This is a genomic window from Sphingomonas sp. BL-S-30 (assembly GCF_055521475.1).
Genome location: NZ_CM145481.1, coordinates 353152 through 377990, shown reverse-complemented (window position 1 = coordinate 377990; position 24839 = coordinate 353152). Strand labels below are relative to the sequence as shown.

The window sequence follows — 24839 nt, the reverse complement described above, 5'->3', positions numbered from 1 at the left end:
GCGTCGCACGGGTGGCGCGCCTCGCTATGCGGTGGCGGTGCCGATCCGATTCAGCTCGGCAATCACCTCATCCGACAGCACCAGGTCAGCTGCGGCAAGGTTTTCGCGCAGATGCCCGGTCGAGGAAGTGCCCGGGATCAGCAGGATGTTGGGCGCCCGCTGCAGCAGCCAGGCCAGCGCCACCTGCATCGGCGTCGCGCCCAGTCGCGCCGCGACATCCGACAGCGAGGAGGATTGCAGCGGCGAGAAGCCGCCCAGCGGGAAGAAAGGCACATAGGCGATGCCCTTGGCCGCCAGCTCGTCGACCAGCGCATCGTCCTCGCGGTGGACCAGGTTATACTGGTTCTGAACGCACACCACCGGCGCGATCGCCTGCGCTTCGGCAAGCTGGGCCGATGTCACGTTGCTCAGGCCGAGATGCCGGATCAGCCCCTGGCGCCGCAGCTCGGCCAGCGTGCTGAACTGCTCGGCGATCGAGCCTTCGCTCGGCCCATGGATCGCCCCCATCGCGCGCAGATTGACGACATCGATCGCCTCGACGCCAAGGTTGCGCAGATTGTCGTGCACGCCCTGAGTCAGCTCGGCTGGCGACATCGCGGGCAGCCATGAGCCATCCGCGCCGCGCACCGCGCCGACCTTGGTCACGATCGTCAGCCCCTCGGGATAGGGATGCAGCGCCTCGCGGATGATCTGGTTGGTGACGTGCGGGCCGTAGAAATCGCTGGTGTCGATATGGTTCACGCCGCGCGCAATGGCTTCGCGCAGCACGGCAAGCGCTGCGTCATGGTCCCTGGGCGGGCCGAACACGCCCGGGCCGGCGAGCTGCATCGCGCCATAGCCCATGCGGTTCACGCTGCGGTCGCCGAGGTGGAAGGTCGTGGGAATCGGCATGTCGGGTCTCCGGGGTTTCAGTGCGCAGGATATGCGTCCGCCGGCATCGCGCGATAAGATATGGCAATCGGCACAGGTCGTGCGTTATTATGCACAATGGCCACGGAACTCGACGATCTCGCGACCTTCGCCGCCGTGGTCCGCGCAGGCGGCTTTCGCGACGCGGCGCGCGCGGGCAATGCCTCGGCCTCGGGCCTGAGCGAAGCGGTGCGCCGGCTCGAAACGCGTCTCGGCGTCCGCCTGCTCAACCGCACCACGCGCAGCGTCACCCCCACCGAAGCCGGCGCGCGCCTGTTCGAACGCCTCGGCCCGGCGCTGGGTGAGGTCGAGGCGGCGGTGGATGTGGTCAACGCCTTTCGCGACCGGCCCGCCGGCACCTTGCGCCTCAACGTGCCCGCCAATGTCTCGCGCGCGGTGCTGCGGCCGATCGTCGTGCCCTTTCTGAAGGCCTATCCCGATATCCGCCTCGAAGTAACCGTCGAGGACGGTTTCGTCGACGTGCTGGCGGCGGGCTTCGATGCCGGCATCCGCTATGACGAACGGCTCGAGCAGGACATGATCGCGGTGCCGATCGGCCCGCGCACCCAGTGCCTCGCGACCGGCGCCTCGCCCGCCTATCTCGCCGCTTATGGCCGGCCGGAACATCCGCGCGACCTGCTCGACCATGCCTGTCTGCGTGGCCGCTTTTCGAGCGGCAGGACTCCGATCTGGGAGTTCGAGCGCGACGATGAGATCATCCGCATCGATCCGGCCGGCCCGCTGCTGATCCAGCCGGGCGCCGCGTTCGACCTGGCGGTGGACGCCGCTGTCGACGGGCTCGGCATCATCCATCTGTTCGAGGACTGGCTGAAGCCGCATTTCGACAGCGGCGCGCTGGTGCCGGTGCTCGAACCCTGGTGGCAGCGTTTCTCGGGGCCGTTCCTCTATTATGCCGGCCGCCGCTATCTCCCCGCGCCGCTGCGGGCGTTCATCGATTTCATCAGGAGTCAGCCGGGATGATGTCGCGGTGGCGGCGATGGCCACATCGGGCTATTGCCCATATTCAACCTGCCGCGCGGAAGCGGACATCGCGCGGGAGCGCATGAACGAGACCCGCAACGCGATGCTGAGCGAAATGGCGACCTGACATGACCACCCAGTTCCACTCCCAGGATCCCGCCACCGGTGAGGTGATATGGTCCGGCCCCGAGGCAACGGCGGAGGACTGCGCCGCCGCGGTCGCCACGGCGCGCGCCGCCTTCGACACCTGGTCGGCGACGACGGAGGAAGAGCGTATCGCCTTCGTCCACCGCTACCGCGACGCGCTGAAGCAGGATGCCGAGGCCATCGCGACGGCGATCTCGCGCGAGACCGGCAAGCCCTTCTGGGAGACGAAGACCGAGCTCGCCTCGATGGTCGGCAAGGTCGACCTCTCGATCGCGGCGCATGCCGAACGCACCGGCAGCCGCGAGCAGGAGGCCCCGTTCGGCCGCGCCGTGCTGCGCCACCGTCCGCACGGCGTGATGGTCGTGCTCGGCCCGTATAATTTCCCGGGTCACCTGCCCAACGGGCACATCGTCCCCGCGCTGCTCGCGGGCAACACGGTCCTGTTCAAGCCGTCCGAGGAAACGCCTCTGGTCGGCGAGCTGATCGGCGCGGCGATGCGCAAGGCAGGCCTGCCCGAGGGCGTGTTCACGGTCGTCCAGGGCGGCCGCGACACCGGCGCGGCCTTGCTTGCCGAGGATATCGACGGCCTGTTGTTTACCGGCTCCGCCGGCGCCGGCGCGCATTTCACGCGCATCTTCGCCGAGCGCCCCAAGGTGATCCTCGCGCTCGAGCTGGGCGGCAACAACCCGCTCGTCGCGTGGGACGGCGATCCGCACGCGATCGCCTCGATCGTGGTCGGCTCGGCCTTCATCACCACCGGCCAGCGCTGCTCCTGCGCGCGCCGCCTGATCGTGCCCCGGGGCGCGAAGGGCGACGCGATCGTCGCCGCCGTCGCCGCCCTGTCCGACCGGATCACCATCGGCGCGTGGAACGACTCGCCCGAACCGTTCATGGGTCCTTTGATCTCCCCCGCCGCGGCGGCGCGCGTGTCGCTCCAAGCCGAGGAGCTGATGACGCTCGGCGCCCAGGCGATCCGCCGGTTCGAGGCACGTCCCGGCTCTTCGACCGCGTTCGTCGGCCCGACCATCCTCGACGTGACCGGCCTCGCCGCGCCCGACCAGGAGATTTTCGGCCCCGTGCTCCAGGTGACCCGCGTCGCCGATATCGACGCCGCCATCGCCGCCGCCAACAACACGCGCTTCGGCCTGTCGGCCGGGCTGATCAGCAACGATGACGCGCTGTGGGAGCAGTTCCAGCGCCGCATCCGCGCCGGCGTGGTCAACCGCAACCGCCCGACCACCGGCGCTGCCGGCTCGATGCCGTTCGGTGGTCTCGGCGCCTCGGGCAATCACCGCCCCAGCGCTTATTATGCCGCCGATTATTGCGCCTATCCGGTCGCCAGCTTCGAGGCCGACCGGGTCGCCGACCAGCTGCACGACCTGCGGGGTATCCGCGCCTGATCCAGGGAGAACCCGATGCGCTATGTCCGGATGCCGATCGAAGTCGAGTCGCCCGAGGAATTCGGCTATGGCCGCATCCGCTATAATCTTTCCGAAAGCTCGGTTGCCGACCGCAGTATCGCCGGCCTCGGCCTGACGATCCCCGATCTCACCCTGCTTTATGGCGAGCATCGCGGCGGCGCCGGGCTGCGCCGCCTGATCGCCGAGGCGAGCGGCGGCGTCGAGGCGGACGACGTGCTCGTCACCGTCGGCGCGGCCGGCGCGCTGTTCATCATCGCCACCACGCTGCTCGGCGCCGACGACCATCTCGTCGTGGTCCGCCCCAATTACGCGACCAATCTGGAGACGCCGCGCGCGATCGGCTGCGCGGTCACTCATATCGAGCTGGATTTCGAAAGCGGCTTCCGCATCGATCCCGCCGCCATCGCCGCCGCGGTTACGCCGCGGACCCGGCTCATCAGCATCACCACGCCGCACAACCCGACGGGCACGATGCTGGCCGAGGCGGAACTGCGCGCTCTGGTCGATCTCGCGAAGCAGCGCGGCTGCGTGCTGCTGGTCGACGAGACCTATCGCGACCTGTCGCTTAACGGCACGCTGCCGCTCGCCGCGTCGCTCGGCGAGCATGTCATCAGTGTCGCCTCCCTGTCCAAGGCGTACGGCGTGCCCGGCATCCGCATCGGCTGGATCATCAGCAGGGACCCGGCGCTGCAGGAGCGCTTCCTCGCCGCCAAGGAGCAGATCAGCATCTGCGGCAGCGTGATCGACGAATGGGTCGGCGAGCAGATCCTGTCACGCCGCGACGAGATCCTCCAGCCCGTCCTGGACGAGATGCGCCGCCGCCGCGCCCGGATCACGGCCTGGATGGCGGGCGAGGAGCTACTCGAATGGGTGGCCCCGATGGGCGGCGTCGTGTGCTTCCCCCGCATGCGCCGGGAACCGCCGGGCGGTACCCACGCCTTCTACAAGCGCCTGCTCGAGGACCATGGCTGCTATGTCGGGCCTGGCCACTGGTTCGAGCTGCCCGACAGCTATTTCCGCCTCGGCTATGGCTGGCCCACCACCGAGGAACTCGAGGGTGGGCTCAAGGCTATTTCGGCGGCACTGCGCGGTTAAAGCGTTTTTGAGCTGGATTGATATCCCCCGTTCGGCCCCGGACTTGATCCGGGGTTGTCGAAGCCCTGCCCTTCTCTTCCTCGGAAGAAAGAACAGCCCTTCGACAAGCTCAGGGCGAACGGGGAGAGGTAATTTCAGCCAACTAAGCTTCGCCCGGCACCTCCCCGCGCCTTGGCGGCGAGGACGACCGCCAGGCCGGCCAGTCACGCGTCGGCCAGCTCCCGCACGGCGGGGATTTCGGGAAACGCGACGACATGGTCGGCCGAATCGCCCGCGTCGAACCGATGACCGCTCGGGTCAAGCGTCAGCCTGGCTAGGCTGGCCAGCCGGGTTCCGCCAGCGTCCGTGTCCGCATCGGCTTCGACCGATGCGATCGACGGCAACCAGTCGATGCCGGTATCGTCGCCGAGGCGATCATGAACCTGATGGACATGGCCCTGCGCGACGAAGCGCAGATCATGACCATCGAACAACGCCTCGAGCGCGCGCCGCGTATCGCGGGATACCGCGCTGTCGGTCGCCTTGAACCAGGGCTTGTGCAGGAACAGGCCAACCGGGCCCGTGCAGCCGTCGAGCATGTCGCGCAGCCAGGCGACCTGCGGGCCGTCCGGATCGGTGTCGAACCACGCCGGGTTCACGCCGATCAGCGTCCAGCCGCTGGTGCGATGCGCCCAATGGTCCTGCCCGAAGGTGGCATGGAACCGGGTCAGCATGTGAGTCCGGTCAGCCGTCATTTCGCCGAGGTGAATCATGCGCTCGCTCCCGTACAGGTGATCGCGGCTTCGCACCTGACGAAGCGCTTGCGATCGACCCGGCGAGCGTACCGGCGGTCGGTGCAGCTTTGATGACGCTGATGTTGCGGTTCGGTGTCAGGCCGACCAGGCGGCGATATCGTCCTGCTGCCCGATCAGCGCGAGGCCGTGCGCGATCGAGGTGAGCTCGCCGCCCGAGCTGATCGCCGCCTCGCCGAAGCGGCGCGAGAAGAGCGCGCGCACCGCGGGGATCAGCGAGGAGCCGCCGGTCAGGAACACCCGGTCGATCCCGTCCGGCCCGAGCCCCGCGACCGACAGCGCGCGATCGACCGTCGCGTCGATCCGGCGCAGATCGTCGGCGATCCAGGTCTCGAACGCGCTCCGGGCAACCCCCGCCTCGATCTCGAGCCCCGCGCCCGAGAACTGGAAAGGCGCCTGCTCCCCGCTCGACAGCGCCCGCTTCAGGCGCCCGACCGCATCATAGAGCGGGAACCCAAGCTCATTCTCGATCAGCGCGATCATCCGCCCGATCGCGACGGGGTCGATCGCCGAGCGCTGCAGCCGGTGCAGCTCCTCCAGCGTCCGGCGATTGCGCATCAGCGCCAGTCGCGACCAGTCGGCGAAATCGGCGAAATAGCCGCCGGGAATATCGAGGATCTTGTCGAACGAGCGATAGCTGCCGCCCTTGCCGAGCATCGGCAGCACCAGTCGGTCGACGATGCGCTGGTCGAAACGATCCCCGGCAATGCCGATACCGGCATGGCCAAGCGGCACGCAGCGCTTCGCCGCACCCGGTTCGGCGACACGCACCACCGAGAAGTCGCTGGTGCCGCCGCCGAAGTCGGCGACCAGGATGGTGGCGGGCTCTTCCAGCCGCGTCGCATAGCTGAACGCGGCGCCCAGCGGCTCATAGACATAATGGATCTCGGCGCCGAAGCCGGCGAACATCGCGTCGTAGCGCTGGCGCGCCAAAGCGGCGTCAGGCCGTGCGCCGGCATATTCGACCGGCCGCCCGACGACGACCCGCTTCGGCCGCGTCTTCAGGCCATCCCCGGCATGGGCCGAGAGCTTGTCGAGGAACAGCCGGCCGAGATCCTCGAAGCGGTAGCGCTTCTCGAACACCGAGGCATGCTCGAATACCGGGCTGGCCGCGACTGACTTGAACGACTGGATGAACCGCGTGTCCTGCGGATAATCGAGATATTCGGCGATCGCCCAGGGCCCCGCCTCGACCGCCATGCCGCCGCGCACATCCTCGTCGTGCCAGAAGCACAGCGCCGATCGGAACACCGCGCCGCGCTCCTCCGGCCCGTCGAACTCGACCAGGGTCGCGCCGCCGTCCGCACCGGTGCGCGCAAGGACGCTGTTGGTGGTGCCGAAGTCGAGGCCGATCGCGGTGCCTGCGGCAACATCTTCCATTGCCGACCTCCGACGCAGCTCAAGGGCGCGCGCTATGCCGCCTCGCGCCGCATCAGCGCAAGCCCTGTTCTCCGGGTTCTCCGGCGACTTGGTTCGGTGGAGCCATGACTTCCGCGCCGACACCGGCTGATCACTCGTTCATCGCGTTGCAATTGCGAATCGTTTGCGTTATCGCGAATCATTCTCACTTCTACCAGGGCCTTCCGCCAGCGATGACTAACCAGGCCGCGCGGCAAAAGCCTCGGCGCAAGACCTTCTGGCTCAAGCAGCTCCATACCTGGCACTGGATAAGCTCAGCGGTGAGCCTTGTCGGGCTGGTGCTGTTCGCCGTCACCGGCTTCACCCTGAACCATGCCGCCGACATCGAAGCCAAGCCCGCCGTCACGTCGAAAGCGGCGACGCTTCCCGCACCCCTGCTGAAGACGGTCGCGCCCGACGAGGCACCCGATACCAAGAAGCCCCTGCCGCCGCGGATCGCGACCTGGGTCGAGGCCAATTTCCCCGCCAGCGCGCGCGGCGATGCCGAATGGTCCGCCGACGAGATCTATCTGCCCCTGCCCCGTCCCGGCGGCGACGGCTGGGTGTCGATCGATCGCGCCTCGGGGGCGGTCACCTCGGAATTCACCGATCGCGGCTGGATCTCCTACCTCAACGATCTCCACAAGGGCCGCAATTCGGGCGCCGTGTGGAAATGGTTCATCGACGTCTTCGCCTTTGCCTGCCTCGTCTTCGCGCTGACCGGACTGTTCCTGCTCTGGCTCCATTCGGCCAAGCGCCCGACCACCTGGCCCATCGTCGCCCTCGGCCTCGCCATCCCGGCGGGGCTCGCCATCTTCTTCATCCATTGATCCACCGGGAGCCTGACATGCAGCTCAATCACCGCCTGATCCTCACTGGCCTGCCCATCGCCGGCCTGGCCGCGGGCACGCCCGCCTTTGCCCAGACGATGGACGTCGCGGTCACCGTGCCGCGCCTGTCGGTCGCCGAATATCACCGGCCCTATGTCGCGATCTTCGTCGAGGGCAATGGCGCGCCGGCCAGGACGCTGTCGGTCTGGTACGATGTGAAAAAGGCCAAGAACGAAGGCCGCAAATGGCTGAACGAAGTGCGGTCCTGGTGGCGCGCCTCGGGCCGGACCAATGCCTTTGTCGCCGACGGCACCTCGGGCGCGACGCGTGCGCCTGGCGTCCAGTCGCTGAGCTTCAGCAGCGCGAAGCTCGGGCTCAAGCCCGGCCAATATACGCTGGTCGTCGAGGCCGCGCGCGAGACCGGCGGGCGCGAAGTGCTCCGCGTGCCCTTCACCTGGCCGGCCAAGCCGGGCCAGAGCGCCCGAGCCGCCGGCAAGACCGAGCTCGGCGCGGTCGTCGTCACCTTCAAGCCCTGATCAATTTGCGCGAGAGGATCCGCCCCATGAAGACCCTTCACAAGCTGCTCGCCGCCGCGGTCTGCACCGCCGCCATCGCCGCTCCGCTCCAGGCGCACCGACTGTGGATGCTGCCCTCGACCACCATCGTGTCGGGCGATGACGACTGGATCACTTTCGACGCCGCCGCGTCGAACGACCTGTTCTTCCCCGACCACCAGCCGCTGCGCGCCGAGCCCGCCGTGGTCCAGCCCGACGGCACGCCGGGCAAGGTCGAGCATATGAACATCGGCCAGTACCGGGCAAACTTCGACCTGCACATGACGCAGAAGGGCACCTACAAGATCGTCATCCGCAATGGCGGCGTGATGGGCAGCTTCAAGGTGGGCGGCGTCGAGCAGCGCCTGCCGCGCGGCACCACCGCGGACAAGCTGGCGACCGCGATCCCCGCCGGCGCCACCGATGTGAAGCTGGGCGAGATGCTCAACCGCAACGAAGTGTTCGTCACCTCCGGTGCGCCGACCGACACGGTGTTCAAGCCGACCGGCGAGGGCCTGGAGCTGGTGCCGGTCACCCACCCGAACGATCTCGTCGCGGGCGAAGCCGCGACCTTCAAGCTGATCGCCGACGGCAAGCCCGCCGCCAATATCGAGGTCACCGTGATCCCGGGCGGCAGCCGCTACCGGACCTCGGTCAACGAGATCAGCCTGAAGACCGATGCCCAGGGCCAGGTCTCGATCACCTGGCCAGGCGCCGGCATGTACTGGATGTCGGCCACGACCAGCGCGCCGAGCACGACCATCCCCAATGCCGAGAAGCGGATGAGCTACACCACCGTGCTGGAAGTCCTGCAGCCCTGATGCCCGGGGCGCCTCGCGTCGCGGTGCCGCTGCACGTCTCGGTGGAATCGTTCCGGCGGCGGGACGCCGGGGCGACCGTCGAGCTGTTCGGCGGCGAGACGATGGGCACGAGCTGGTCGGCGCGGATCGTCTCCGCCCGGCCGGCGGCTGAGGTGCGCGCGGCGATCAGGCGCGCGCTCGACGGCGTGATCGCCGAGATGAGCAACTGGGAGGCGGAATCCGATCTCTCCCGGTTCAATCGCGCCCCGCTTGGCGCGTGGCAGGACCTGCCCGCCGATCTTGCGCAGGTGCTGGACGCCGGGCTGGGTGTCGCGCGCGCCAGCGGTGGCGCGTTCGATCCGACGGCGGGCTCGCTGGTCGATCTCTGGGGCTTCGGCCCTTCCGGCCGCGGCGACCTGCCGGCTGAAGCCGATCTGACTGCCGCACCGGTTGGATGGGCGAAGATCGAACGGTCCGGAACGCGCGCGCGCCGCACCGCCGATGTGCGGCTCGACCTGTCGGGTATCGCCAAGGGCTTCGGCGTCGACGCGGTGGCCCGCGCGCTGCGCGGCCTTGGCATCGACGACTTTCTCTCCGAAATCGGCGGCGAGCTGGTCGGCTCCGGGGTCAAGCCCGGCGGCGAACCCTGGTGGGTCGAGCTGGAGCCGCCGCCCGGCGCCCGGATCGCGCCGTTGCGGGTCGCCTTGCACGACCTCGCCGTCGCGACCTCGGGCGACTATCGCCGCTTCTTCGAAACGGGCGGTCGTCGCTACGCCCATACCATCGATCCGCGGACGCGCCGGCCCGTGGCCAACGGCATCGCCGCCGTCACCGTGCTGCATCCGAGCTGCATGCTGGCCGACGCCTGGGCGACCGCGCTGACCGTGCTCGGGCCGGAAGAAGGTCTGGCGCTCGCCGCCGATAAAGGCCTTGCCGCGCGCTTGGTCGTGCGCGACCGGTTCGGCTATCGCGAGATCCTGTCCCCCGCGCTGACCGGGATGCTCGGCTAGGATTCTTTTCCAGCCGGAACGTGCCGCCTTCGATTCAACAAAACGTCGAAACGCCTTAGGTCGCCCGGCGCGGAATCAGTGACGCTGTTTGACATTGTCGAGGATCGGTTCGCCCGGACAATTCCCTGTTCCGTCGGAAAACTTCGCTGTTATCGAAGAACAGGGAAACGCCATTAACAAATTGATATTAAACGATTAATTCAAGAACTCGAGGCAATTCGGGCTCAATAAAAAATATCTTCCCTGTTCTTCCCTCTTATCGCGACGGAACAGCGAAAAGCGCGACCGCTCATGGCCATCCTCTCCGTCACCGAAGCGATGGCAGATCGAGCCCCTTCTCGCGCGCGCAGTCGACCGCGATGTCATAGCCCGCATCGGCGTGGCGCATCACGCCGGTCGCCGGATCGTTCCACAGCACGCGTTCCAGCCGCCGCGCCGCCTCGTCGGTGCCGTCGGCGACGATCACCATGCCGGCATGCTGCGAATAGCCCATGCCCACCCCCCCGCCATGGTGCAGCGACACCCAGGTCGCGCCCGACGCGGTGTTGAGCAGGGCGTTGAGCAGCGGCCAGTCGGATACCGCATCCGACCCGTCCCGCATCGCTTCGGTCTCGCGGTTTGGGCTGGCCACCGAGCCGGAATCGAGATGGTCGCGGCCGATGACGATCGGCGCCTTGAGCTCGCCGCTCGCCACCATTTCGTTGAACGCCATGCCGAGCCGGTGGCGGTCGCCGAGCCCGACCCAGCAGATCCGCGCGGGCAGGCCCTGGAAGTGGATTCGCTCGCGCGCCATGTCGAGCCAGGTGTGGAGCGCCTTGTTGTCGGGCAGCAGCTCCTTCACCTTGACGTCGGTCCTGTAGATGTCCTCCGGATCGCCCGACAAAGCGACCCAGCGGAACGGGCCGATGCCGCGGCAGAAAAGCGGGCGGATATAGGCCGGGACGAAGCCGGGGAAATCGAACGCGTTGGCCACGCCTTCGTCCTTGGCGACCTGGCGGATATTGTTGCCGTAATCGACCGTCGGCACGCCCGCGGCCTGGAAATCGAGCATCGATCGCACATGCACCGCCATCGACGCTTTGGCCGCATCGATCACGGCCTGCGGATCGCGCTCGCGGCCCTGCGCCCACTCCTCCAGCGACCAGCCTTTGGGGAGGTATCCGTTGAGCGGGTCGTGCGCCGAGGTCTGGTCGGTGAGCAGATCGGGGCGCACGCCGCGCGCGAACAGCTCCGGCAGGATGTCGGCTGCGTTGCCGAGCAGGCCGACCGAGACCGGCTTTCCGTCGGCCTTGGCCTGATCGATGATCGCCAGAGCTTCGTCGATCGTCTCCGCGGATCGATCCAGATAACCGGTGCGCAGCCGCATCTCGATCCGGCTCGGCTGGCATTCGATCGCGAGGCAGGAGGCGCCCGCCATGACCGCGGCGAGCGGCTGCGCGCCGCCCATGCCGCCGAGCCCGGCGGTCAGCAGCCAGCGGCCTTTCAGGTCGCCGCCATAATGCTGGCGGCCCATTTCGACGAAGGTCTCGTAGGTGCCCTGAACGATGCCCTGGGTGCCGATATAGATCCACGAACCGGCGGTCATCTGGCCGTACATCGCCAGGCCCTTGCGATCGAGCTCGTTGAAATGCTCCCAGGTCGCCCAGTGCGGCACGAGGTTGGAATTGGCGAGCAGCACGCGCGGCGCATCGCGGTGCGTGCGGAATATGCCGACCGGCTTGCCCGACTGGATCAGCAAAGTCTCGTCATCCTCCAGCCGGGTCAGGGCGGCGACGATGCGGTCATAGCTTTCCCAGTCGCGCGCGGCGCGGCCGATGCCGCCATAGACGACCAGCTCCTCGGGCCGCTCGGCGACGTCGGGATGGAGGTTGTTCATCAGCATGCGCAGCGGCGCTTCGGTCAGCCAGCTCTTCGCAGTGAGCGTCGTGCCGGTGGCGGGGCGGATGATGCGGCTGTTGTCGAGGCGAGTCATGAGTTGCGTCCTTGAGGGTGCGGTCGAGGATCCACCCTCCTTCCGTCGTCATGCTGAACTTGTTTCAGCATCCATGCGCGGTCGTCTGACTCAGGAGCGCGGCTCCTGCGGGTCCTGACCGCGCATGGACCCTGAAACGAGTTCAGGGTGACGGATTGGGAAGGGTGGCGTTACAAATCTCCAATCGTTCAGGTTGATTCGGCGAAGGCGAGGCACGCCTTCAGGATGCGAGCGAGCGGCACGCGGAGCGGCGCGGCGCGGTCGAGCGCGGTGGGCCAGTTGTCGGGCGTCGGTGCCTCGGGCTCGGCCATGTAACCACGCATCGCCAGTTCCATCTGGATCGCATGCACGCCGCCCGATGGGCGGCCATAATGGCGCGTGGTCCAGCCGCCCTTGAAGCGGCCGTCGCGGACATGGCTCAGGCCGGAGGCGGCGCACTCCGCCTCGACCGCGTCGGCTAGCGCGGGGTCGCAGCTCGCGCCGGAGAAGGTACCGATGTTGAACTGCGGCAGCTCGCCCTCGAACAATCGGGGGATGCTGCTGCGGATCGAATGCGCGTCGTAGAGCACGGCCCTGGGATGCGCGGCACGCAGGCGTTTCAGCTCCGCCGCAAGCGCCTGATGATAGGGATCGAACCAGAGCGAGCGGCGGCGGGCGATCTCCTCGCCATCGGGTTCCTGGCCCGCTTGGTACAGCGGCTCGCCGTCGAAAGTCGTGGTCGGGCACAGCTCGGTCGTCGCCTGCCCAGGATAGAGCGACGCACCCGAAGGGTCGCGGTTCACATCGATCGCACTGCGCGAGATGGTGGTGCGGACGGTGGTCGCGCCGAGATCGGTCGCGAAGTCGTAGAGCCGGTCGATCCACCAATCGGCATCGCGGCGCGCCAGCCAGGGGGAGACGAAGCCGGGTTCGATCTCGGCGGGGATGTCAGTGCCGGTATGGGGGAAACTCACCACCAACGGTGCGGTACCGCGCCGGACTTCTACGCTCATGCGCGCCCTCTCCATCCGTCATGCCGGACTTGTTCCGGCATCCATCGTGCGGCAGGCGACGACAGCGCATGTGGAGAAATGGACCCCGGAACAAGTCCGGGGTGACGGCAGGTGGTGGGCGCGGCACTCATGTCGCGACGCCTGGAAGAGCGACGTTCACAGCCTCGACCAAAGCCCCCGAACGGATGATCGCGTTCGCCGCCTCCATATCGGGATGCATATGGCGGTCATGGTCCAGCCACGGCACCTCCTGCCGCAACCGCGCGCGCGCCGCCTCCAGCGCATCGGACGACACCAGCGGCGCGTGGAAGTCGCAGCCCTGCACCGCGGCGAGCAGTTCGATGCCGATCACCGCGCCGAGATTCTCCGCCATGTCGAGCAGGCGGCGGGCGCCATGCGCGGCCATCGAGACATGGTCCTCCTGATTGGCCGAGGTGGGGATCGAATCCACGCTCGCGGGATAAGCGCGCTGCTTGTTCTCCGAGACGAGCGCGGCCGCCGTCACCTGCGGGATCATGAAGCCGGAATTGAGCCCGGGCTGCGGGGTCAGGAAGGCCGGCAGCCCGGACAGCGCGGGATCGACCAGCATCGCGATGCGGCGCTCGGCGATCGAGCCGATCTCGCACAGGGCGAGCGCGATCATGTCGGCGGCGAAGGCAACGGGCTCGGCGTGGAAATTCCCGCCCGACAGCGCCTCGTCGGTTTCCGGGAAGATCAGCGGATTGTCGGAGACGCCGTTCGCTTCGTCCTCCAGCGTTACGGCGGCCTGGCGCAGCAGGTCGAGCACCGCGCCCATCACCTGGGGCTGGCAGCGCAGGCAATAGGGATCCTGCACGCGTTCGTCGCCCGTCGCGTGCGAGGCGCGGATCGCCGAGCCCGCCATCAGATTACGGAGCGCCGCCGCCGTCTCGATCTGACCGGCATGGCGGCGAAGCGCATGGATGCGCGGATCGAACGGCGTATCCGAACCCTTGGCCGCCTCGGTCGACAGCGCGCCGGTGACAAGGGCCGACTGGTGCAGCCGCTCCGCCTCGAACAGCCCGGCCAGGGCGTTGGCGGTGGAGAATTGCGTGCCGTTGAGCAGCGCCAGGCCCTCCTTCGGCCCGAGCGTCAGCGGGACGAGGCCGGCTACGGCGAGCGCGTCGGCCGCGGGCAAGCGCCGGCCATCGACGAGCATGTCGCCGACACCGATCATCGTCGCGGCCATGTGCGCGAGCGGGGCGAGATCGCCCGAGGCGCCGACCGAGCCTTGTCCAGGGATCACTGGCGTGAGCCCCTTCACCAGCATGGCCTCGAGCAGGGCGACCGTTTCCGGCCGCACGCCCGAGGCGCCCTGGGCGAGGCTGGCGAGCTTCAGCGCCAGCATCAGCCGGACGACCGGCACTGGCGACGGCCCGCCCGTCCCGGCCGAATGGCTCAGCACGATGTTGCGCTGGAGCGTCGCCAGATCGCATGCCTCGATCCGCACGCTGGCGAGCTTTCCGAAGCCGGTGTTGATGCCATAGACCGGCTCGCCCCGGGCGAGGATGCGCTCGACCGCGGCGGCGCTGGCGGCGATCGCGCCGGCCGATGCAGGATCGAGCCGAACGTCCGCGCCGCGATAGATGGCGCGCCACTCTGCCAGCGGCACGGCCCCAGGTTTCAAGGGGCCGGGTTTCAGGATGATCGCGCTCATTGGCCGCTCCAGATACGGGCATGGAGCGGGTTGAAGCCCATGCGATAGACGAGTTCGGAGGGGTGCCCCACATCCCAGATGGCGAGGTCGCAGGCCTTGCCCGCCTCGAGCGTGCCGATCTCGTCCTGCAGGCCGAGCGCGCGGGCGGCGTTGATCGTGACGCCGCGCAGGCATTCCGTGGCGGTGAGCCGGAACAGCGTCGCGCCCATGTTCATGACCAGCAGCAGCGACGTGAGCGGCGAGGTGCCGGGGTTGCAGTCGGTCGCCAGCGCGATCGGCACGCCGGCGGCACGGAGCGCCGCGATCGGCGGCAGCTTCGTCTCCCGCACGAAGTAGAAGGCGCCGGGCAACAGGGTGGCGACAGTGCCGCTCTGCGCCATCGCGGCGATGCCGGCTTCGTCGAGATATTCGAGATGATCCGCCGACAGCGCGCCGTAGCGCGCGGCGAGTGCGGCGCCGTGGAGATTAGACAATTGCTCGGCGTGGAGCTTGACCGGCAGGCCGTGCGCGGCTGCGGCGGCGAAGACGCGTTCAGTCTGCGTGGCGGTGAAACCGATGCCTTCGCAGAACGCGTCGACCGCATCAGCGATGCCGGCGATAGCGGGGATCATCGAGTCGCAGACCAGGTCGATATAGCTCTCGGGGTCGTCGGCATATTCGGGCGGAAGCGCGTGGGCGCCGAGGAAGGTGGTGCGGATGCGGACCCGGCGGGCCTCGCCCAAGGCCTTTGCCGCACGCAGCATCTTCAGTTCGTCGTCGAGCGTGAGGCCGTAGCCCGACTTGACCTCGACCGTCGTGGCACCCTCCGCGATCAGCGCATCGAGACGGGGCAGCGCGGTCGCGACCAGGTCGGCCTCGCTCGCGGCGCGGGTCGCCGCCATGGTCGATCGGATACCGCCACCGGCCCGGGCGATCTCCTCATAGGTCGCGCCGTCGAGCCGCATCTCGAATTCGCGCGCGCGGTCGCCGGCATGGACCAGATGGGTGTGGCAATCGATCAGGCCCGGGGTGATCCAACGACCCGCGCAGTCGTCCGTCTCGGCCGCGTCGAAGGCCAAGGCTCCGCTGGCGGGCCCGGCATAGGTGATCCGACCATCGCGCGCCGCGACCACGCCGTCCTCAACGATGCCGAGGCCCCGGTCGGCGCACGTCATCAGTCGGGCATTGTGCCACAGCCGGTCGCAGCGGGGAGGGTCCGGAGTCGTCATGCGATACAGACTTGGCCAAAGCGGTGAATATGTCTAGACATATTCGCAGGAGGTGCCGATGTCCGCTTTGTGGTTCGAGACCGCGCTGGTCGGCACCGACTGGGCCGATCATGTCCGGCTGGAGATAGTCGACGGGCTGGTCTCCGCCATCGCGACCGACGTCGACCCCGCGTCGGGCGACGAGCGCCACCGGATCGGCCTGCCCGGCCTGCCCAATCTCCACAGCCACGCGTTCCAGCGCGGCATGGCCGGCCTGGCGGAACAGCGCGGCACGACCGGCGACGATTTCTGGTCATGGCGCGACCTGATGTACCGCTTCCTCGACCGGCTCGGCCCGGAGGATGTCGAGGCGATCGCGGCGCTCGCTTATGTCGAGATGCTCGAGGCCGGGTTCACGCGCGTCGGCGAGTTCCACTATCTCCATCATGATGTCGACGGCCGGCCCTATGCCGACCCCGCCGAGATGGCGGCACGGATCGCCGCGGCGGCCGAGACGAGCGGGATCGCCCTCACGCTGTTACCGGTCTTCTATGCCCATGGCGGTTTTGGCGGAGCGGTGCCCGGCGCGGCACAGCGGCGTTTCCTGAGCGACCCCGACAGTTTCGCGCGGCTGGTCGAGGGCGCGCGCCGCGTTGCTGGTCCGGACGCGGTGGTCGGCATCGCGCCGCACAGTCTGCGCGCGGCGATGCCCGAGGAGATCGCGGCGATCCTGCCGCTGGCGGCGGGCGGCCCGGTCCACATCCATATCGCCGAGCAGCTCAAGGAGGTGGCCGATTGTCTCGCCTGGAGCGGCAAGCGCCCGGTCGACTTGCTGTTCGACGCAATGCCGGTCGATGAACGCTGGTGCCTGGTCCATGCGACTCATGTCACCGATGCCGAACGCGCGGCCATCGCCGGGAGCGGCGCGGTCGCTGGCCTGTGCCCGATCACCGAGGCCAATCTCGGCGACGGGATCTTCCCGGCCGCCGCCTATCTTGCCGAAGGTGGCGCGTTCGGGATCGGCAGCGATTCCAATGTGCTGATCTCGGCGACCGAGGAACTGCGCCTGCTCGAATATGGCCAGCGGCTGACGCGGCGCGAACGCTGCGTGCTGGCGGGTGCGCGGGCGTCGATCGGCGCGACGCTGTTCAACGGAGCATTGGCGGGCGGATCGCGCGCGCTGGGCGTCGAAGGCGGGATCGCGATCGGCCGGTCCGCGGACCTGGTGTCGCTCGACGCGAACGATCCCGCCTTTGCCGCGCGATCGGGCGACCGGCTGCTCGACAGCTGGATCTTTGCGGCGCGAGACGGGATAGACTGTGTCTGGCGCCGGGGTATCCGGCTGGTGGAGGGCGGCAGGCATGTGCGGGGCGATGAGATCAGACGGCGCTATACGGCCGTGCTCGCCCGCCTGATCGGATGACGATCGAGGCGCGCATCCGGCGCGAGATCGAGGAGCGCATCCGCTCCGGCGAATGGGCGCCCGGCACGCGCATCCCGTTCGAGCATGAGCTGGTCGTGACCTATGGCTGCGCCCGCGCGACCGCGAACAAGGCACTGAGCCACCTCGCGCGCGAAGGCCTGATCGAGCGGCGGCGACGCGCCGGATCGTTCGTCGCGCATCCGCGCATCCGCTCCGCCGTGGTCGGCGTGCCCGATATCGGCGCGCTGATCGCGGCGCGCGGCGAAGCCTATCGCTGGGCGCTGGCGTCGCGCAGCATCGACACCAGCCCGCCGGACGAGGTCGAGACGCGCACCGCCGGGCGATGGCTACGGCTGGGCGGCGTGCATCATGCCGGCGCGGATCCCTTTGGCTGGGAGGAGCGCTGGCTCGACCTCGGCACCGTACCCGAAGCGGAGGAGGTGGATTTCAGTGCGGTGGCGCCGGGCACCTGGCTGCTCGGCCATGTGCCCTGGACCGACGCGCGCCACCGGATCAGTGCGGTCGCCGCTGCCCCCGCCGTCGCGCGGCAACTCCACATCGCGACGCAGGCGCCGTGCCTGCAGATCGAGCGCTGGACCTGGCGCAACGGCCCGCCCGTGACCTTTGCGCGGCAGGTCTTCCCCGGCGACCGCTACGACCTGGTCGAGGATTTCACGCCGCGGTGACAAAGCCGGCGCCGCGCCCTATCCCGGCACGATGACCGACCGCCCCACGCCGCCAGCCATCCTGTTCGTCTGTCTCGGCAATATCTGCCGTTCCCCTCTCGCCGAAGCCGCGTTTCGTGCGGAAGCCGAGCGTACAGGGCTCGATGCGGCGGCGGATTCGGCCGGAACCGGCGACTGGCATATCGGCCATGCCCCGGACCGGCGCGCGCTGGCCACGGCGAAGCGCCACGGCATCGACATTTCCGGCTATCGCGGGCGGCAGGTGGAGGCGGAAGACTTTCGCCGGTTCAGCCATATCTTCGCGCTCGACGCCCAGAACCTCCGGGATTTGCGCGCGATCGCCCCGCATGATGCGACCGCCGAGCTCGACCTGTTGCTGAACCTGGTGAGCGGGCGCGAGGGCGAGGCGGTACAGGATCCTTATTACGGGACGGACGAGGGGTTCGAGACGACCTGGGCTGACGTTACCGCCGCGGCGCGTGCGCTGGTGGAGCGGCTGCGGTAGAGTCGAGACTCCCGCTTTCGCGGGAGCACAAGGAAGCGCGAGGCGAGGCCGAGAGCGCCCCTATTCCAGGTCGTTCTCGCTGATCACGATCAGGTCCTGGTCGCTGTTGCGCGCGAGCGCGACCAGGCCCGCCTCGGCGATCGTGTCGCTGAAGCGGTTGAACATGTCGATCGCGTCGTCGTCCGGCGCATCGCCGCTCAGCGCTTCGAGCACCGCATATTGCACCGCGAATTCGTAATCGTCGCCGTCCACTTCGCCGGTGAACTCGACCTGCTGCTCGTGTTCATTGTCGAGAAGCGTCGACAGGTCGATGTCCATCTTGTCAGCCGCCACGTCGTTTCCTTCTTTGCCGTTACGCGCCATCGGACGCCTCAGCGCCCGTCTATCCGTAACGCGCCGACCGCGGTCAAGCTCCGATGGTCACAGGTTGAGCAACGCGGGGTCGCCGCCCTGCGCCGTGATGTTGACCGAGACCGCCCGTTCCAGCGCATAACGCAGCAGCGCGTGCGGGCCGCCGGCCTTGGGGCCGGTGCCCGACAGGCCCTCTCCGCCGAACGGCTGGACGCCGACCACCGCGCCGATGATCGAGCGGTTTACGTACACGTTCCCGGCGGGCACTGCCGCGCGCACTTCCTCGGCGAAGAGGTCGATCCGGCTGTGCACGCCGAGCGTGAGGCCATAGCCGCGCGCCGCCAGCTTGCCCGCGACGGCCTCAAGATCATTCGGATCGTAACGATAGATGTGGAGGATCGGGCCGAACACCTCGCGTTCGAGGAAATCGGGGGTCGGCACCTCGGCGATGACCGGGCCGAAAAAGCTGCCGCTTCTGCCGCGTGCGCCCGGATCGAGCCTGGCAAGGATGCGCGCTTCCTTCTCCAGCCGGACGACGTGCTTGTCGAGCGCGCTACGCGCTTCTTCGTCGATCACCGGGCCGATGTCGGTGGCGGGGTCGCTGGGGTTGGCGAGGACCTGTGCCTCCAGCGCGCCGATCAGGGTGGCGATCGTCTCCTCGGCGGTGTCGTTAGGGAGATAGAGCAGGCGCAGCGCCGAACAACGCTGCCCGGCCGAGCCGAAGGCGGAGAGGATGACATCGTCGACCACCTGCTCGCGCAGCGCGGTCGAATCGACAAACATGCCGTTGAGCCCGCCGGTCTCGGCGATGAAGGGTACGATCGGGCCGGGGCGGGCCGCGAGCGTGCGGTTGATCGATCCCGCCGTGTCGGTGCCGCCGGTGAAGGCGACCCCGTCGATGCCCGGATGCGCGACCAGCGCCGCGCCGACCACGGCGCCGTCACCCGGCACCAGAGCAAGCAACGCCGGATCGAGCCCGGCCTTGTGATAGATCCGCACGGCCTCGGCCGCGATCAGCGGGGTTTGCTCGGCGGGCTTGGCCAGCACGGCATTGCCGGCGGCGAGCGCGGCGGCGATCTGGCCGGTGAAGATCGCCAGCGGGAAATTCCACGGCGAGATGCAGGCGAACACGCCGCGGCCATGAAGCTCCAGGCTGTTCACTTCGCCGACCGGGCCGTCGAGGATCACCGCCGCGCCGAACTGGCGTTCCGCGAGCATCGCATAATAGCGGCAGAAATCGACGGCCTCGCGCACTTCGGCGACGCCGTCGTTGAGCGTCTTGCCCGCTTCGAGCGAGAGCAGGGCGACGAGCCGGTCCTCTTCCGCCTCCAGCGCATCGGCCATGGCGCGCAGCACGACAGCGCGGCCCGTGCCGGTCAGCGCATTCCAGCCTGGCTGGGCTTTGCGCGCAAGCTTGATCGCCGCATCGATATCGGCGGGTACCGCGCTGCCGACCTGGCCGATCGTCATGCTGCGGTCGGCGGGGTTGGTGACGGGTTCGACGGGGCGCTTGACCAGCTTGCCGCCGATCATCGGGCCGGCGCTGACCTTCTCGGCGCGGACCATGGCGAGCGCCTTGTTCGCGGTGTCGCGCGCGGCGGCCAGCGAGAAGTCGCGCCCCTGCGAGTTGCGCCGGGCAGCGCCGTAGAGTCGCGGCGGCACCGGGATCTTGGCATGCGCATTAGGGTGCGCCTCGACGATCGCGATCGGATCGCGGACGACGTCGGCCGCCGGGATTTCCTCATCGAGCAGGGCATGAACGAAGCTGGTGTTCGCGCCATTTTCGAGCAGGCGACGGACGAGATAGGGCAAAAGCTCCTCATGCCCGCCGACGGGCGCATAGGCGCGCAGGATGATGCCGCCATAACGCTGGTCGGCGCCGGCATAGAGCGCCTCGCCCATGCCGTGCAGCCGCTGATGCTCGATGCGGACGCCCGCCGCATCGGCCATGTGGCGCACTGCGGCGAGGGTATGCGCATTGTGCGACGCGAATTGAGGGTACAGCGCGGGCGACGCATCGATCAGTGCTTTGGCGCAGACGAGGTAGCTGAGATCGGTCGCGGCCTTGGTGGTGTAGACGGGGTAATCGGGGCGGCCGGCGACCTGAGCGCGCTTGATCTCGCTGTCCCAATAGGCGCCCTTGACCAGGCGGATCATGATCCGGCGCCCGCTGTCCTTCGCCAGATCGGCGAGCGCGGCGATCACCAGTGGCGCGCGCTTCTGATAGGCCTGGACCACGACGCCGAGCCCCTTCCAGTCGCCGAGCTCGGGTTCGCGCACCAGCCGGTCGACCAGTTTGAGCGAGAGGACGAGGCGATCGGCTTCCTCGGCGTCGATCGCGAAATTGAGGTCATGGCGCGCGGCGATCAGCGCGAGGCGCTTCACGCGCGGATACAGCTCGTCCCACACGCGGGCTTCCTGCACGGCTTCGTAGCGCGGGTGGAGCGCGGAGAGCTTGACCGAGACGCCATGGCCAAGCTCCGGTCCGGCACCGGCGGCGGCCTTGCCGACGGTCTCGATCGCCTCGGCATAGATCTGCTCGAAGCGTGCGGCATCGACTTCGGTCCGGGCGCCCTCGCCGAGCATGTCGAAGGAGCAGAGCGTGTCTTCCTTCTTCGCCCGCGCGAGCGCTGCCTCGATCGTGCGGCCGAGCACGAACTGCTCGCCCATGATGCGCACGGCGGCGGCCACGGCCTGGCGGATCACCGGCTCGCCGATGCGCGCGGCGATGCGCTTGATATAGCCGCCGATGTCCTTCTTCGCCGTCTCATCCGCCTCGACCAGCTTGCCGGTGAGCAGCAGGCCCCAGGTCGAGGCGTTGACGAACAGGCTGTCGGACTTGCCGACATGGCTGGCCCAGTCGGCCGAGCCGATCTTCTCCGCGATCAGCCGGTCGCGCGTCTCGGCGTCGGGCACGCGCAGCAACGCCTCGGCGAGGCACATCAGCGCAAGCCCCTCGCGCGTGCCGAGCGAGAATTGCTGGAGGAAATCCTCGACCACGCCCTGTTTCTTCGCCGCCGACCGCGCCGATTCCACCAGCGCGATCGCCTCGGCCACGACGGCCTTGCGCTCGGGGAAGGACAAGGGCTGGTGCGCGAGCAGATCGGCGATGGTCTCCGCCTCGTCGCGATATTTGGCGTCGTCGATCATGTCCCAGGGCGAGCGTGGCATCGGGTTTCCTTGGCGGGTTGGCGGAGAGGAGTGGACATCTTCGTCATACCGCTTTCGTCACTGAACGTGCTTCGTTATATCGGCATCGATGCCGAAGAAATCTTACACATGAGCGTCCGTGTCGTGGAATCTTCGGCCGATGCCGTCGACCTGCGAATCCTGCGCATCCTGCAGGAGGACGGCCGCATCACCAACCAGGAGCTGGCGAGCCGGGCGGGCCTGTCCCCGGCGGCCTGTTTCGACCGGGTGAAGCGCTTGCGGGCGAGCGGCGTGATCGCGGGCTACACCGCGTTGCTCGACCCCGCGAAGCTGGGCCAGGCGCTGCTGATCTTCGTCGAGGTGGTGCTCGACCGTACCACCGACGACGTGTTCACGGCCTTTGCGGCGCAGGTCGGCGACATCCCCGAAGTGCTCGAATGCCATATGGTCGCGGGCGGGTTCGACTATCTGCTCAAGGTGCGGGTGGCGGACATGGCGGCCTATCGCCGCTTCCTGGGGGAGATCCTGACCAGCATCCCGGGCGTGCGCGAGACGCGAACCTATGCAGTGCTGGAAGAAGTGAAGGCGACGACACGGCTGCCGATCTGAGGGGGCTATTCGGTTCGGGCTGCATCAGATCACGAATGCCTGTTGGTGCCAGCTAACGGACCTACCGATATCGTGCCCGCATGATCGCAGCTTCTTCCGGACCCAACTCGCCAATCCCTGGCGCGTTGGTAGAAATGATATCGAAGCAATGCCTCTCGGCATTCAAGAACCAATGGGTCAGAGGGCCGGGATATTCATCATCGGCAAATGTTGAAGCGGCAACATAGGCTCGAAAATGCGAGTGAGCCTTTATCCCGAGGCCATATCCGATGGGCGCCCCCTCTTCCGGGAGGGCGAAGCTCTCGTTTCTCACCGCGAATGCAACATAATCGCTCCACGTCACCGTGAATACCGCACTGCTGTCGTCCGGGTAGATCGGATGCGCTGGACCAACTTCAGTGTGCACGAGCTCGGAGGAGACTTTGGCCTCGATGAGGATGATCGTCAGCTCATTTTCGTCGGTCTCGCCATATTCGACGACCCATAGCGCGTGCTCGGTTGGAAGGTGAAGCATGGCGCCACGAGTGCCAGTGATGGAAAGACGCCGCAATGCCCGCAAAATGGGCCAGCAGCGAATCTAGGCCCTCCCCCGCGAAAGAAACGTCGACAATTCCCTCAAACCGGCGGGCGCATCCTTCCAGAACCCCGATAGCTGGCCTGGAACCCGCTCCCTCAAATCTGCCAGGACTGGCGCCGCGAAGGGCTCTTGCAAACGGACGAGCCATCGATCGAGGGAAAAGCCTGCTCGTGCAGCTCCGCAGAGCACGCTTTCAACCTCACCACCGATCCAATAGTCGTCACCGCCCGCCAGATCCTGCGACAGCGCCCGTTCGAACCATGCGTCAACGAGCCCTTCGATCGCCCGCCGCTCGCGGGAGGACCATGTCTGCCAGTTTGCCAGTCCCAGCTTTCCCAGCACGATCTCGGGGCCGTTGGCGTTTCCCGGATCGTTGACCGATATGTCCAGAATACGCGGCAGGAAATACCGGAAATCCTGCACGCTACCTACCGTGTAGAACACGCCTGAGACGTACCGCCAAAGCGCCTGGCCGGTAAGGTCACGCAACGGCGTCGTCAGCAAAATATCGACGCCGCGTGTAGCGATGCAGCAGGGGCACCCTTCGATCGTTGACGGCACCGGAACCTCGAAAGCGTGGTAGACGGCCTCAAGCGCGTTGACGATGCTCACGTCGGTGGGGGCTGGTGACGCGTCGACCATCTTACACTCAGCGCTGAAGCCCGCCTTCGTCCCCGCCCCGCTTCAGGCGCGGCAGCACCGGCCGCCGCGCTTCCCGGATCGCGACCCCGGTGACCACCGCGCCAGCCAGGACGATGGCGGCGATCGACAGCAGGCCGACGGGCGAGATCTGCACCCGCAACTCCACCACCGCATTCCGGTTCAGGACGGGACCGACTTCGTTCGACATTGCCCACTCCCCAAAACGCCCGCAATGGCCGGATGCTGCCGGGACGAAAGGCGGCTGGCAAGGCGTCGCAGCGCCTGGCCGCCATCAGCGGCAAATATAACCGCGCCCGCCGTCGCCGCACACCATGTAGGTACCGTCATCATCGCGGCGAAGATGGAAGCGCAGTTCGCTGTCTTCCGGCAAATTGGTGTGCGCGATATAGCGGATCATCAGAGCCGGCGACGAGACGTGTCCGCGAACCACGCGCGTTACGCGAAGACGGGCTGTCATCCGGCCATTGAGGCCGAACTCGTCGAGCGCCTGATAGTCCAGGTTTTCCAGCTTGCCGAACAGGACAAGGTCACCCGTCTTGCCGCCGTCGCGCCGCGCGCTCGCGGCAGGGGCAAGCCCCAGGGCGAGGATCAGTGCCAGCAAGCCCAGCATGGGTCTCATGCCACCGATTCATAACCTCAAGCCGGCGGCCCGCAACCTATGCCTCGAACCGCCCCACGCCTCGATCACGCTCATATCCCCTTAGCGGAAAGGCCGGCAGCCAAGCCTCGCGGCGGACAGTCCAGAGTTCATAGCTCGGCATCAGCTGGTCGGGCGCGTCCAGCGCGCCCAGATTCACCCCGATCTCGTCCTCGCTCCGCGCGAAGACGGGAGAGCCGCAGCGGGGGCAGAAGCATCGCCCGCCATAGTCGCGCGTCTCGCCTTCGATCGTCACCGCGTCCTCGGGAAATATCGCGGATGCGTGGAACAGGGCGCCGTGATGTTTGCGGCAGTCGAGACAATGACAAAGCCCGACCCGATAGGGTCGCCCCGACGCCTCGATCCGAACATCGCCACACAGGCATCCGCCAGTATATCGGTCCATGCGGCATCTCCTCCAGCGTCAGGTGACCTGCACTGCGCGATGTGCAGGGTCGGAGCGCAGATGTCACGAT

At 67.9% G+C, this 24839-nt stretch carries 24 protein-coding genes and 1 pseudogene; 11 read left to right on the top strand and 14 right to left on the bottom strand.

Features of this window, described 5'->3' with window-relative positions:
- Positions 1-24 precede the first annotated feature (24 nt).
- Positions 25-891, bottom strand: coding sequence for an aldo/keto reductase family oxidoreductase (locus ACZ1I5_RS01485; RefSeq protein ID WP_465171978.1), 867 nt, complete (start codon positions 889-891; stop codon positions 25-27).
- Between the two features lie 96 nt (positions 892-987).
- Between ACZ1I5_RS01485 and ACZ1I5_RS01480 the strand changes: the two genes are divergently transcribed.
- From ACZ1I5_RS01480 to ACZ1I5_RS01470, 3 genes and pseudogenes are all read left to right on the top strand, one after another.
- Positions 988-1890, top strand: a complete 903-nt coding sequence (locus ACZ1I5_RS01480) for a LysR family transcriptional regulator (protein ID WP_465171977.1) — start codon at positions 988-990, stop codon at positions 1888-1890.
- Positions 1891-2015: 125 nt separating this feature from the next.
- Positions 2016-3437, top strand: a pseudogene (gene astD / locus ACZ1I5_RS01475) (succinylglutamate-semialdehyde dehydrogenase); the annotation flags it as partial.
- A gap of 15 nt (positions 3438-3452) precedes the next feature.
- Positions 3453-4553: a pyridoxal phosphate-dependent aminotransferase gene (locus ACZ1I5_RS01470; protein ID WP_465171976.1), complete on the top strand. Its 1101-nt coding sequence runs from the start codon at positions 3453-3455 to the stop codon at positions 4551-4553.
- Positions 4554-4756: 203 nt separating this feature from the next.
- On the opposite strand, the gene ACZ1I5_RS01465 is transcribed toward ACZ1I5_RS01470, so the two are convergent.
- On the bottom strand, positions 4757-5305 hold the full coding sequence (locus ACZ1I5_RS01465; protein ID WP_465171975.1) for a hypothetical protein: 549 nt from the start codon (positions 5303-5305) through the stop codon (positions 4757-4759).
- A gap of 117 nt (positions 5306-5422) precedes the next feature.
- The gene (locus ACZ1I5_RS01460; protein ID WP_465171974.1) at positions 5423-6724 is read right to left on the bottom strand and encodes an Hsp70 family protein; all 1302 of its coding nucleotides are present in this window, start codon (positions 6722-6724) and stop codon (positions 5423-5425) included.
- Positions 6725-6936: 212 nt separating this feature from the next.
- Between ACZ1I5_RS01460 and ACZ1I5_RS01455 the strand changes: the two genes are divergently transcribed.
- The 4 genes from ACZ1I5_RS01455 (at position 6937) to ACZ1I5_RS01440 (ending at position 9936) form a co-directional block, all read left to right on the top strand.
- A complete protein-coding gene (locus ACZ1I5_RS01455) occupies positions 6937-7572 on the top strand; it encodes a PepSY-associated TM helix domain-containing protein (RefSeq protein WP_465171973.1) in 636 nt (211 codons plus the stop codon).
- A gap of 17 nt (positions 7573-7589) precedes the next feature.
- The gene (locus ACZ1I5_RS01450) at positions 7590-8108 is read left to right on the top strand and encodes a DUF2271 domain-containing protein (protein ID WP_465171972.1); all 519 of its coding nucleotides are present in this window, start codon (positions 7590-7592) and stop codon (positions 8106-8108) included.
- Between the two features lie 26 nt (positions 8109-8134).
- Positions 8135-8947, top strand: coding sequence for a DUF4198 domain-containing protein (locus ACZ1I5_RS01445; RefSeq protein WP_465171971.1), 813 nt, complete (start codon positions 8135-8137; stop codon positions 8945-8947).
- Between the two features lie 101 nt (positions 8948-9048).
- The gene (locus ACZ1I5_RS01440) at positions 9049-9936 is read left to right on the top strand and encodes an FAD:protein FMN transferase (RefSeq protein ID WP_465173872.1); all 888 of its coding nucleotides are present in this window, start codon (positions 9049-9051) and stop codon (positions 9934-9936) included.
- Between the two features lie 307 nt (positions 9937-10243).
- Here the strand turns inward: ACZ1I5_RS01440 and hutU are convergent, their stop codons facing one another.
- From hutU to hutI, 4 genes are all read right to left on the bottom strand, one after another.
- On the bottom strand, positions 10244-11908 hold the full coding sequence (hutU, locus tag ACZ1I5_RS01435; protein ID WP_465171970.1) for a urocanate hydratase: 1665 nt from the start codon (positions 11906-11908) through the stop codon (positions 10244-10246).
- A gap of 188 nt (positions 11909-12096) precedes the next feature.
- On the bottom strand, positions 12097-12900 hold the full coding sequence (gene hutG / locus ACZ1I5_RS01430; RefSeq protein ID WP_465171969.1) for an N-formylglutamate deformylase: 804 nt from the start codon (positions 12898-12900) through the stop codon (positions 12097-12099).
- A gap of 127 nt (positions 12901-13027) precedes the next feature.
- The gene (hutH, locus tag ACZ1I5_RS01425) at positions 13028-14575 is read right to left on the bottom strand and encodes a histidine ammonia-lyase (protein WP_465171968.1); all 1548 of its coding nucleotides are present in this window, start codon (positions 14573-14575) and stop codon (positions 13028-13030) included.
- The gene (gene hutI, locus ACZ1I5_RS01420; RefSeq protein ID WP_465171967.1) at positions 14572-15783 is read right to left on the bottom strand and encodes an imidazolonepropionase; all 1212 of its coding nucleotides are present in this window, start codon (positions 15781-15783) and stop codon (positions 14572-14574) included. Before hutI ends, hutH begins: the two co-directional genes overlap by 4 nt.
- A 58-nt stretch (positions 15784-15841) precedes the next feature.
- Between hutI and ACZ1I5_RS01415 the strand changes: the two genes are divergently transcribed.
- From ACZ1I5_RS01415 to ACZ1I5_RS01405, 3 genes are read left to right on the top strand one after another with little or no spacing between them, the layout of a single operon-like run.
- Positions 15842-17185 carry a formimidoylglutamate deiminase gene (locus ACZ1I5_RS01415; protein WP_465171966.1) on the top strand — a complete coding sequence of 448 codons (1344 nt, stop codon included), beginning with the start codon at positions 15842-15844 and terminating at the stop codon, positions 17183-17185.
- Positions 17182-17871, top strand: coding sequence for a UTRA domain-containing protein (locus ACZ1I5_RS01410; protein ID WP_465171965.1), 690 nt, complete (start codon positions 17182-17184; stop codon positions 17869-17871). The genes ACZ1I5_RS01415 and ACZ1I5_RS01410 overlap by 4 nt, the downstream gene beginning before the upstream one ends.
- A 31-nt stretch (positions 17872-17902) precedes the next feature.
- Positions 17903-18376: a low molecular weight protein-tyrosine-phosphatase gene (locus ACZ1I5_RS01405; RefSeq protein ID WP_465171964.1), complete on the top strand. Its 474-nt coding sequence runs from the start codon at positions 17903-17905 to the stop codon at positions 18374-18376.
- A 60-nt stretch (positions 18377-18436) separates the two neighbouring features.
- Here the strand turns inward: ACZ1I5_RS01405 and ACZ1I5_RS01400 are convergent, their stop codons facing one another.
- Entirely contained in the window at positions 18437-18709 is a 273-nt protein-coding gene (locus ACZ1I5_RS01400) for a hypothetical protein (RefSeq protein WP_465171963.1), read from the bottom strand.
- 87 nt (positions 18710-18796) lie between these two features.
- On the bottom strand, positions 18797-21898 hold the full coding sequence (gene putA, locus ACZ1I5_RS01395) for a bifunctional proline dehydrogenase/L-glutamate gamma-semialdehyde dehydrogenase PutA (protein ID WP_465171962.1): 3102 nt from the start codon (positions 21896-21898) through the stop codon (positions 18797-18799).
- Positions 21899-22006: 108 nt separating this feature from the next.
- Here putA and ACZ1I5_RS01390 point away from each other — a divergent pair, with 108 nt between their 5' ends.
- Entirely contained in the window at positions 22007-22486 is a 480-nt protein-coding gene (locus ACZ1I5_RS01390; RefSeq protein ID WP_465171961.1) for an Lrp/AsnC ligand binding domain-containing protein, read from the top strand.
- 61 nt (positions 22487-22547) lie between these two features.
- On the opposite strand, the gene ACZ1I5_RS01385 is transcribed toward ACZ1I5_RS01390, so the two are convergent.
- The 5 genes from ACZ1I5_RS01385 to ACZ1I5_RS01365 all read right to left on the bottom strand — a co-directional run bounded on the left by ACZ1I5_RS01385 (position 22548) and on the right by ACZ1I5_RS01365 (position 24769).
- Positions 22548-23000, bottom strand: a complete 453-nt coding sequence (locus ACZ1I5_RS01385; RefSeq protein WP_465171960.1) for a hypothetical protein — start codon at positions 22998-23000, stop codon at positions 22548-22550.
- Positions 23001-23063: 63 nt separating this feature from the next.
- Positions 23064-23705 (bottom strand): hypothetical protein, encoded by a 642-nt coding sequence (locus tag ACZ1I5_RS01380; RefSeq protein WP_465171959.1) that lies wholly within the window; start codon positions 23703-23705, stop codon positions 23064-23066.
- 7 nt (positions 23706-23712) lie between these two features.
- On the bottom strand, positions 23713-23913 hold the full coding sequence (locus tag ACZ1I5_RS01375; protein ID WP_465171958.1) for a hypothetical protein: 201 nt from the start codon (positions 23911-23913) through the stop codon (positions 23713-23715).
- Between the two features lie 84 nt (positions 23914-23997).
- On the bottom strand, positions 23998-24345 hold the full coding sequence (locus ACZ1I5_RS01370) for a hypothetical protein (RefSeq protein ID WP_465171957.1): 348 nt from the start codon (positions 24343-24345) through the stop codon (positions 23998-24000).
- Positions 24346-24382: 37 nt separating this feature from the next.
- Positions 24383-24769 (bottom strand): GFA family protein, encoded by a 387-nt coding sequence (locus ACZ1I5_RS01365; protein WP_465171956.1) that lies wholly within the window; start codon positions 24767-24769, stop codon positions 24383-24385.
- Positions 24770-24839 lie beyond the last annotated feature (70 nt).

Bases quoted from the DNA above. Each gene is read 5' to 3' on its own strand.
- ACZ1I5_RS01485 (WP_465171978.1), bottom strand. From the start codon at position 891: ATGCCGATTCCCACGACCTTCCACCTCGGCGACCGCAGCGTGAACCGC.
- ACZ1I5_RS01480 (WP_465171977.1), top strand. From the start codon at position 988: ATGGCCACGGAACTCGACGATCTCGCGACCTTCGCCGCCGTGGTCCGC.
- ACZ1I5_RS01470 (WP_465171976.1), top strand. From the start codon at position 3,453: ATGCGCTATGTCCGGATGCCGATCGAAGTCGAGTCGCCCGAGGAATTC.
- ACZ1I5_RS01465 (WP_465171975.1), bottom strand. From the start codon at position 5,305: ATGATTCACCTCGGCGAAATGACGGCTGACCGGACTCACATGCTGACC.
- ACZ1I5_RS01460 (WP_465171974.1), bottom strand. From the start codon at position 6,724: ATGGAAGATGTTGCCGCAGGCACCGCGATCGGCCTCGACTTCGGCACC.
- ACZ1I5_RS01455 (WP_465171973.1), top strand. From the start codon at position 6,937: ATGACTAACCAGGCCGCGCGGCAAAAGCCTCGGCGCAAGACCTTCTGG.
- ACZ1I5_RS01450 (WP_465171972.1), top strand. From the start codon at position 7,590: ATGCAGCTCAATCACCGCCTGATCCTCACTGGCCTGCCCATCGCCGGC.
- ACZ1I5_RS01445 (WP_465171971.1), top strand. From the start codon at position 8,135: ATGAAGACCCTTCACAAGCTGCTCGCCGCCGCGGTCTGCACCGCCGCC.
- ACZ1I5_RS01440 (WP_465173872.1), top strand. From the start codon at position 9,049: ATGGGCACGAGCTGGTCGGCGCGGATCGTCTCCGCCCGGCCGGCGGCT.
- hutU (WP_465171970.1), bottom strand. From the start codon at position 11,908: ATGACTCGCCTCGACAACAGCCGCATCATCCGCCCCGCCACCGGCACG.
- hutG (WP_465171969.1), bottom strand. From the start codon at position 12,900: ATGAGCGTAGAAGTCCGGCGCGGTACCGCACCGTTGGTGGTGAGTTTC.
- hutH (WP_465171968.1), bottom strand. From the start codon at position 14,575: ATGAGCGCGATCATCCTGAAACCCGGCCCCTTGAAACCTGGGGCCGTG.
- hutI (WP_465171967.1), bottom strand. From the start codon at position 15,783: ATGACGACTCCGGACCCTCCCCGCTGCGACCGGCTGTGGCACAATGCC.
- ACZ1I5_RS01415 (WP_465171966.1), top strand. From the start codon at position 15,842: ATGTCCGCTTTGTGGTTCGAGACCGCGCTGGTCGGCACCGACTGGGCC.
- ACZ1I5_RS01410 (WP_465171965.1), top strand. From the start codon at position 17,182: ATGACGATCGAGGCGCGCATCCGGCGCGAGATCGAGGAGCGCATCCGC.
- ACZ1I5_RS01405 (WP_465171964.1), top strand. From the start codon at position 17,903: ATGACCGACCGCCCCACGCCGCCAGCCATCCTGTTCGTCTGTCTCGGC.
- putA (WP_465171962.1), bottom strand. From the start codon at position 21,898: ATGCCACGCTCGCCCTGGGACATGATCGACGACGCCAAATATCGCGAC.
- ACZ1I5_RS01390 (WP_465171961.1), top strand. From the start codon at position 22,007: ATGAGCGTCCGTGTCGTGGAATCTTCGGCCGATGCCGTCGACCTGCGA.
- ACZ1I5_RS01385 (WP_465171960.1), bottom strand. From the start codon at position 23,000: ATGCTTCACCTTCCAACCGAGCACGCGCTATGGGTCGTCGAATATGGC.
- ACZ1I5_RS01380 (WP_465171959.1), bottom strand. From the start codon at position 23,705: ATGGTCGACGCGTCACCAGCCCCCACCGACGTGAGCATCGTCAACGCG.
- ACZ1I5_RS01375 (WP_465171958.1), bottom strand. From the start codon at position 23,913: ATGTCGAACGAAGTCGGTCCCGTCCTGAACCGGAATGCGGTGGTGGAG.
- ACZ1I5_RS01370 (WP_465171957.1), bottom strand. From the start codon at position 24,345: ATGAGACCCATGCTGGGCTTGCTGGCACTGATCCTCGCCCTGGGGCTT.
- ACZ1I5_RS01365 (WP_465171956.1), bottom strand. From the start codon at position 24,769: ATGGACCGATATACTGGCGGATGCCTGTGTGGCGATGTTCGGATCGAG.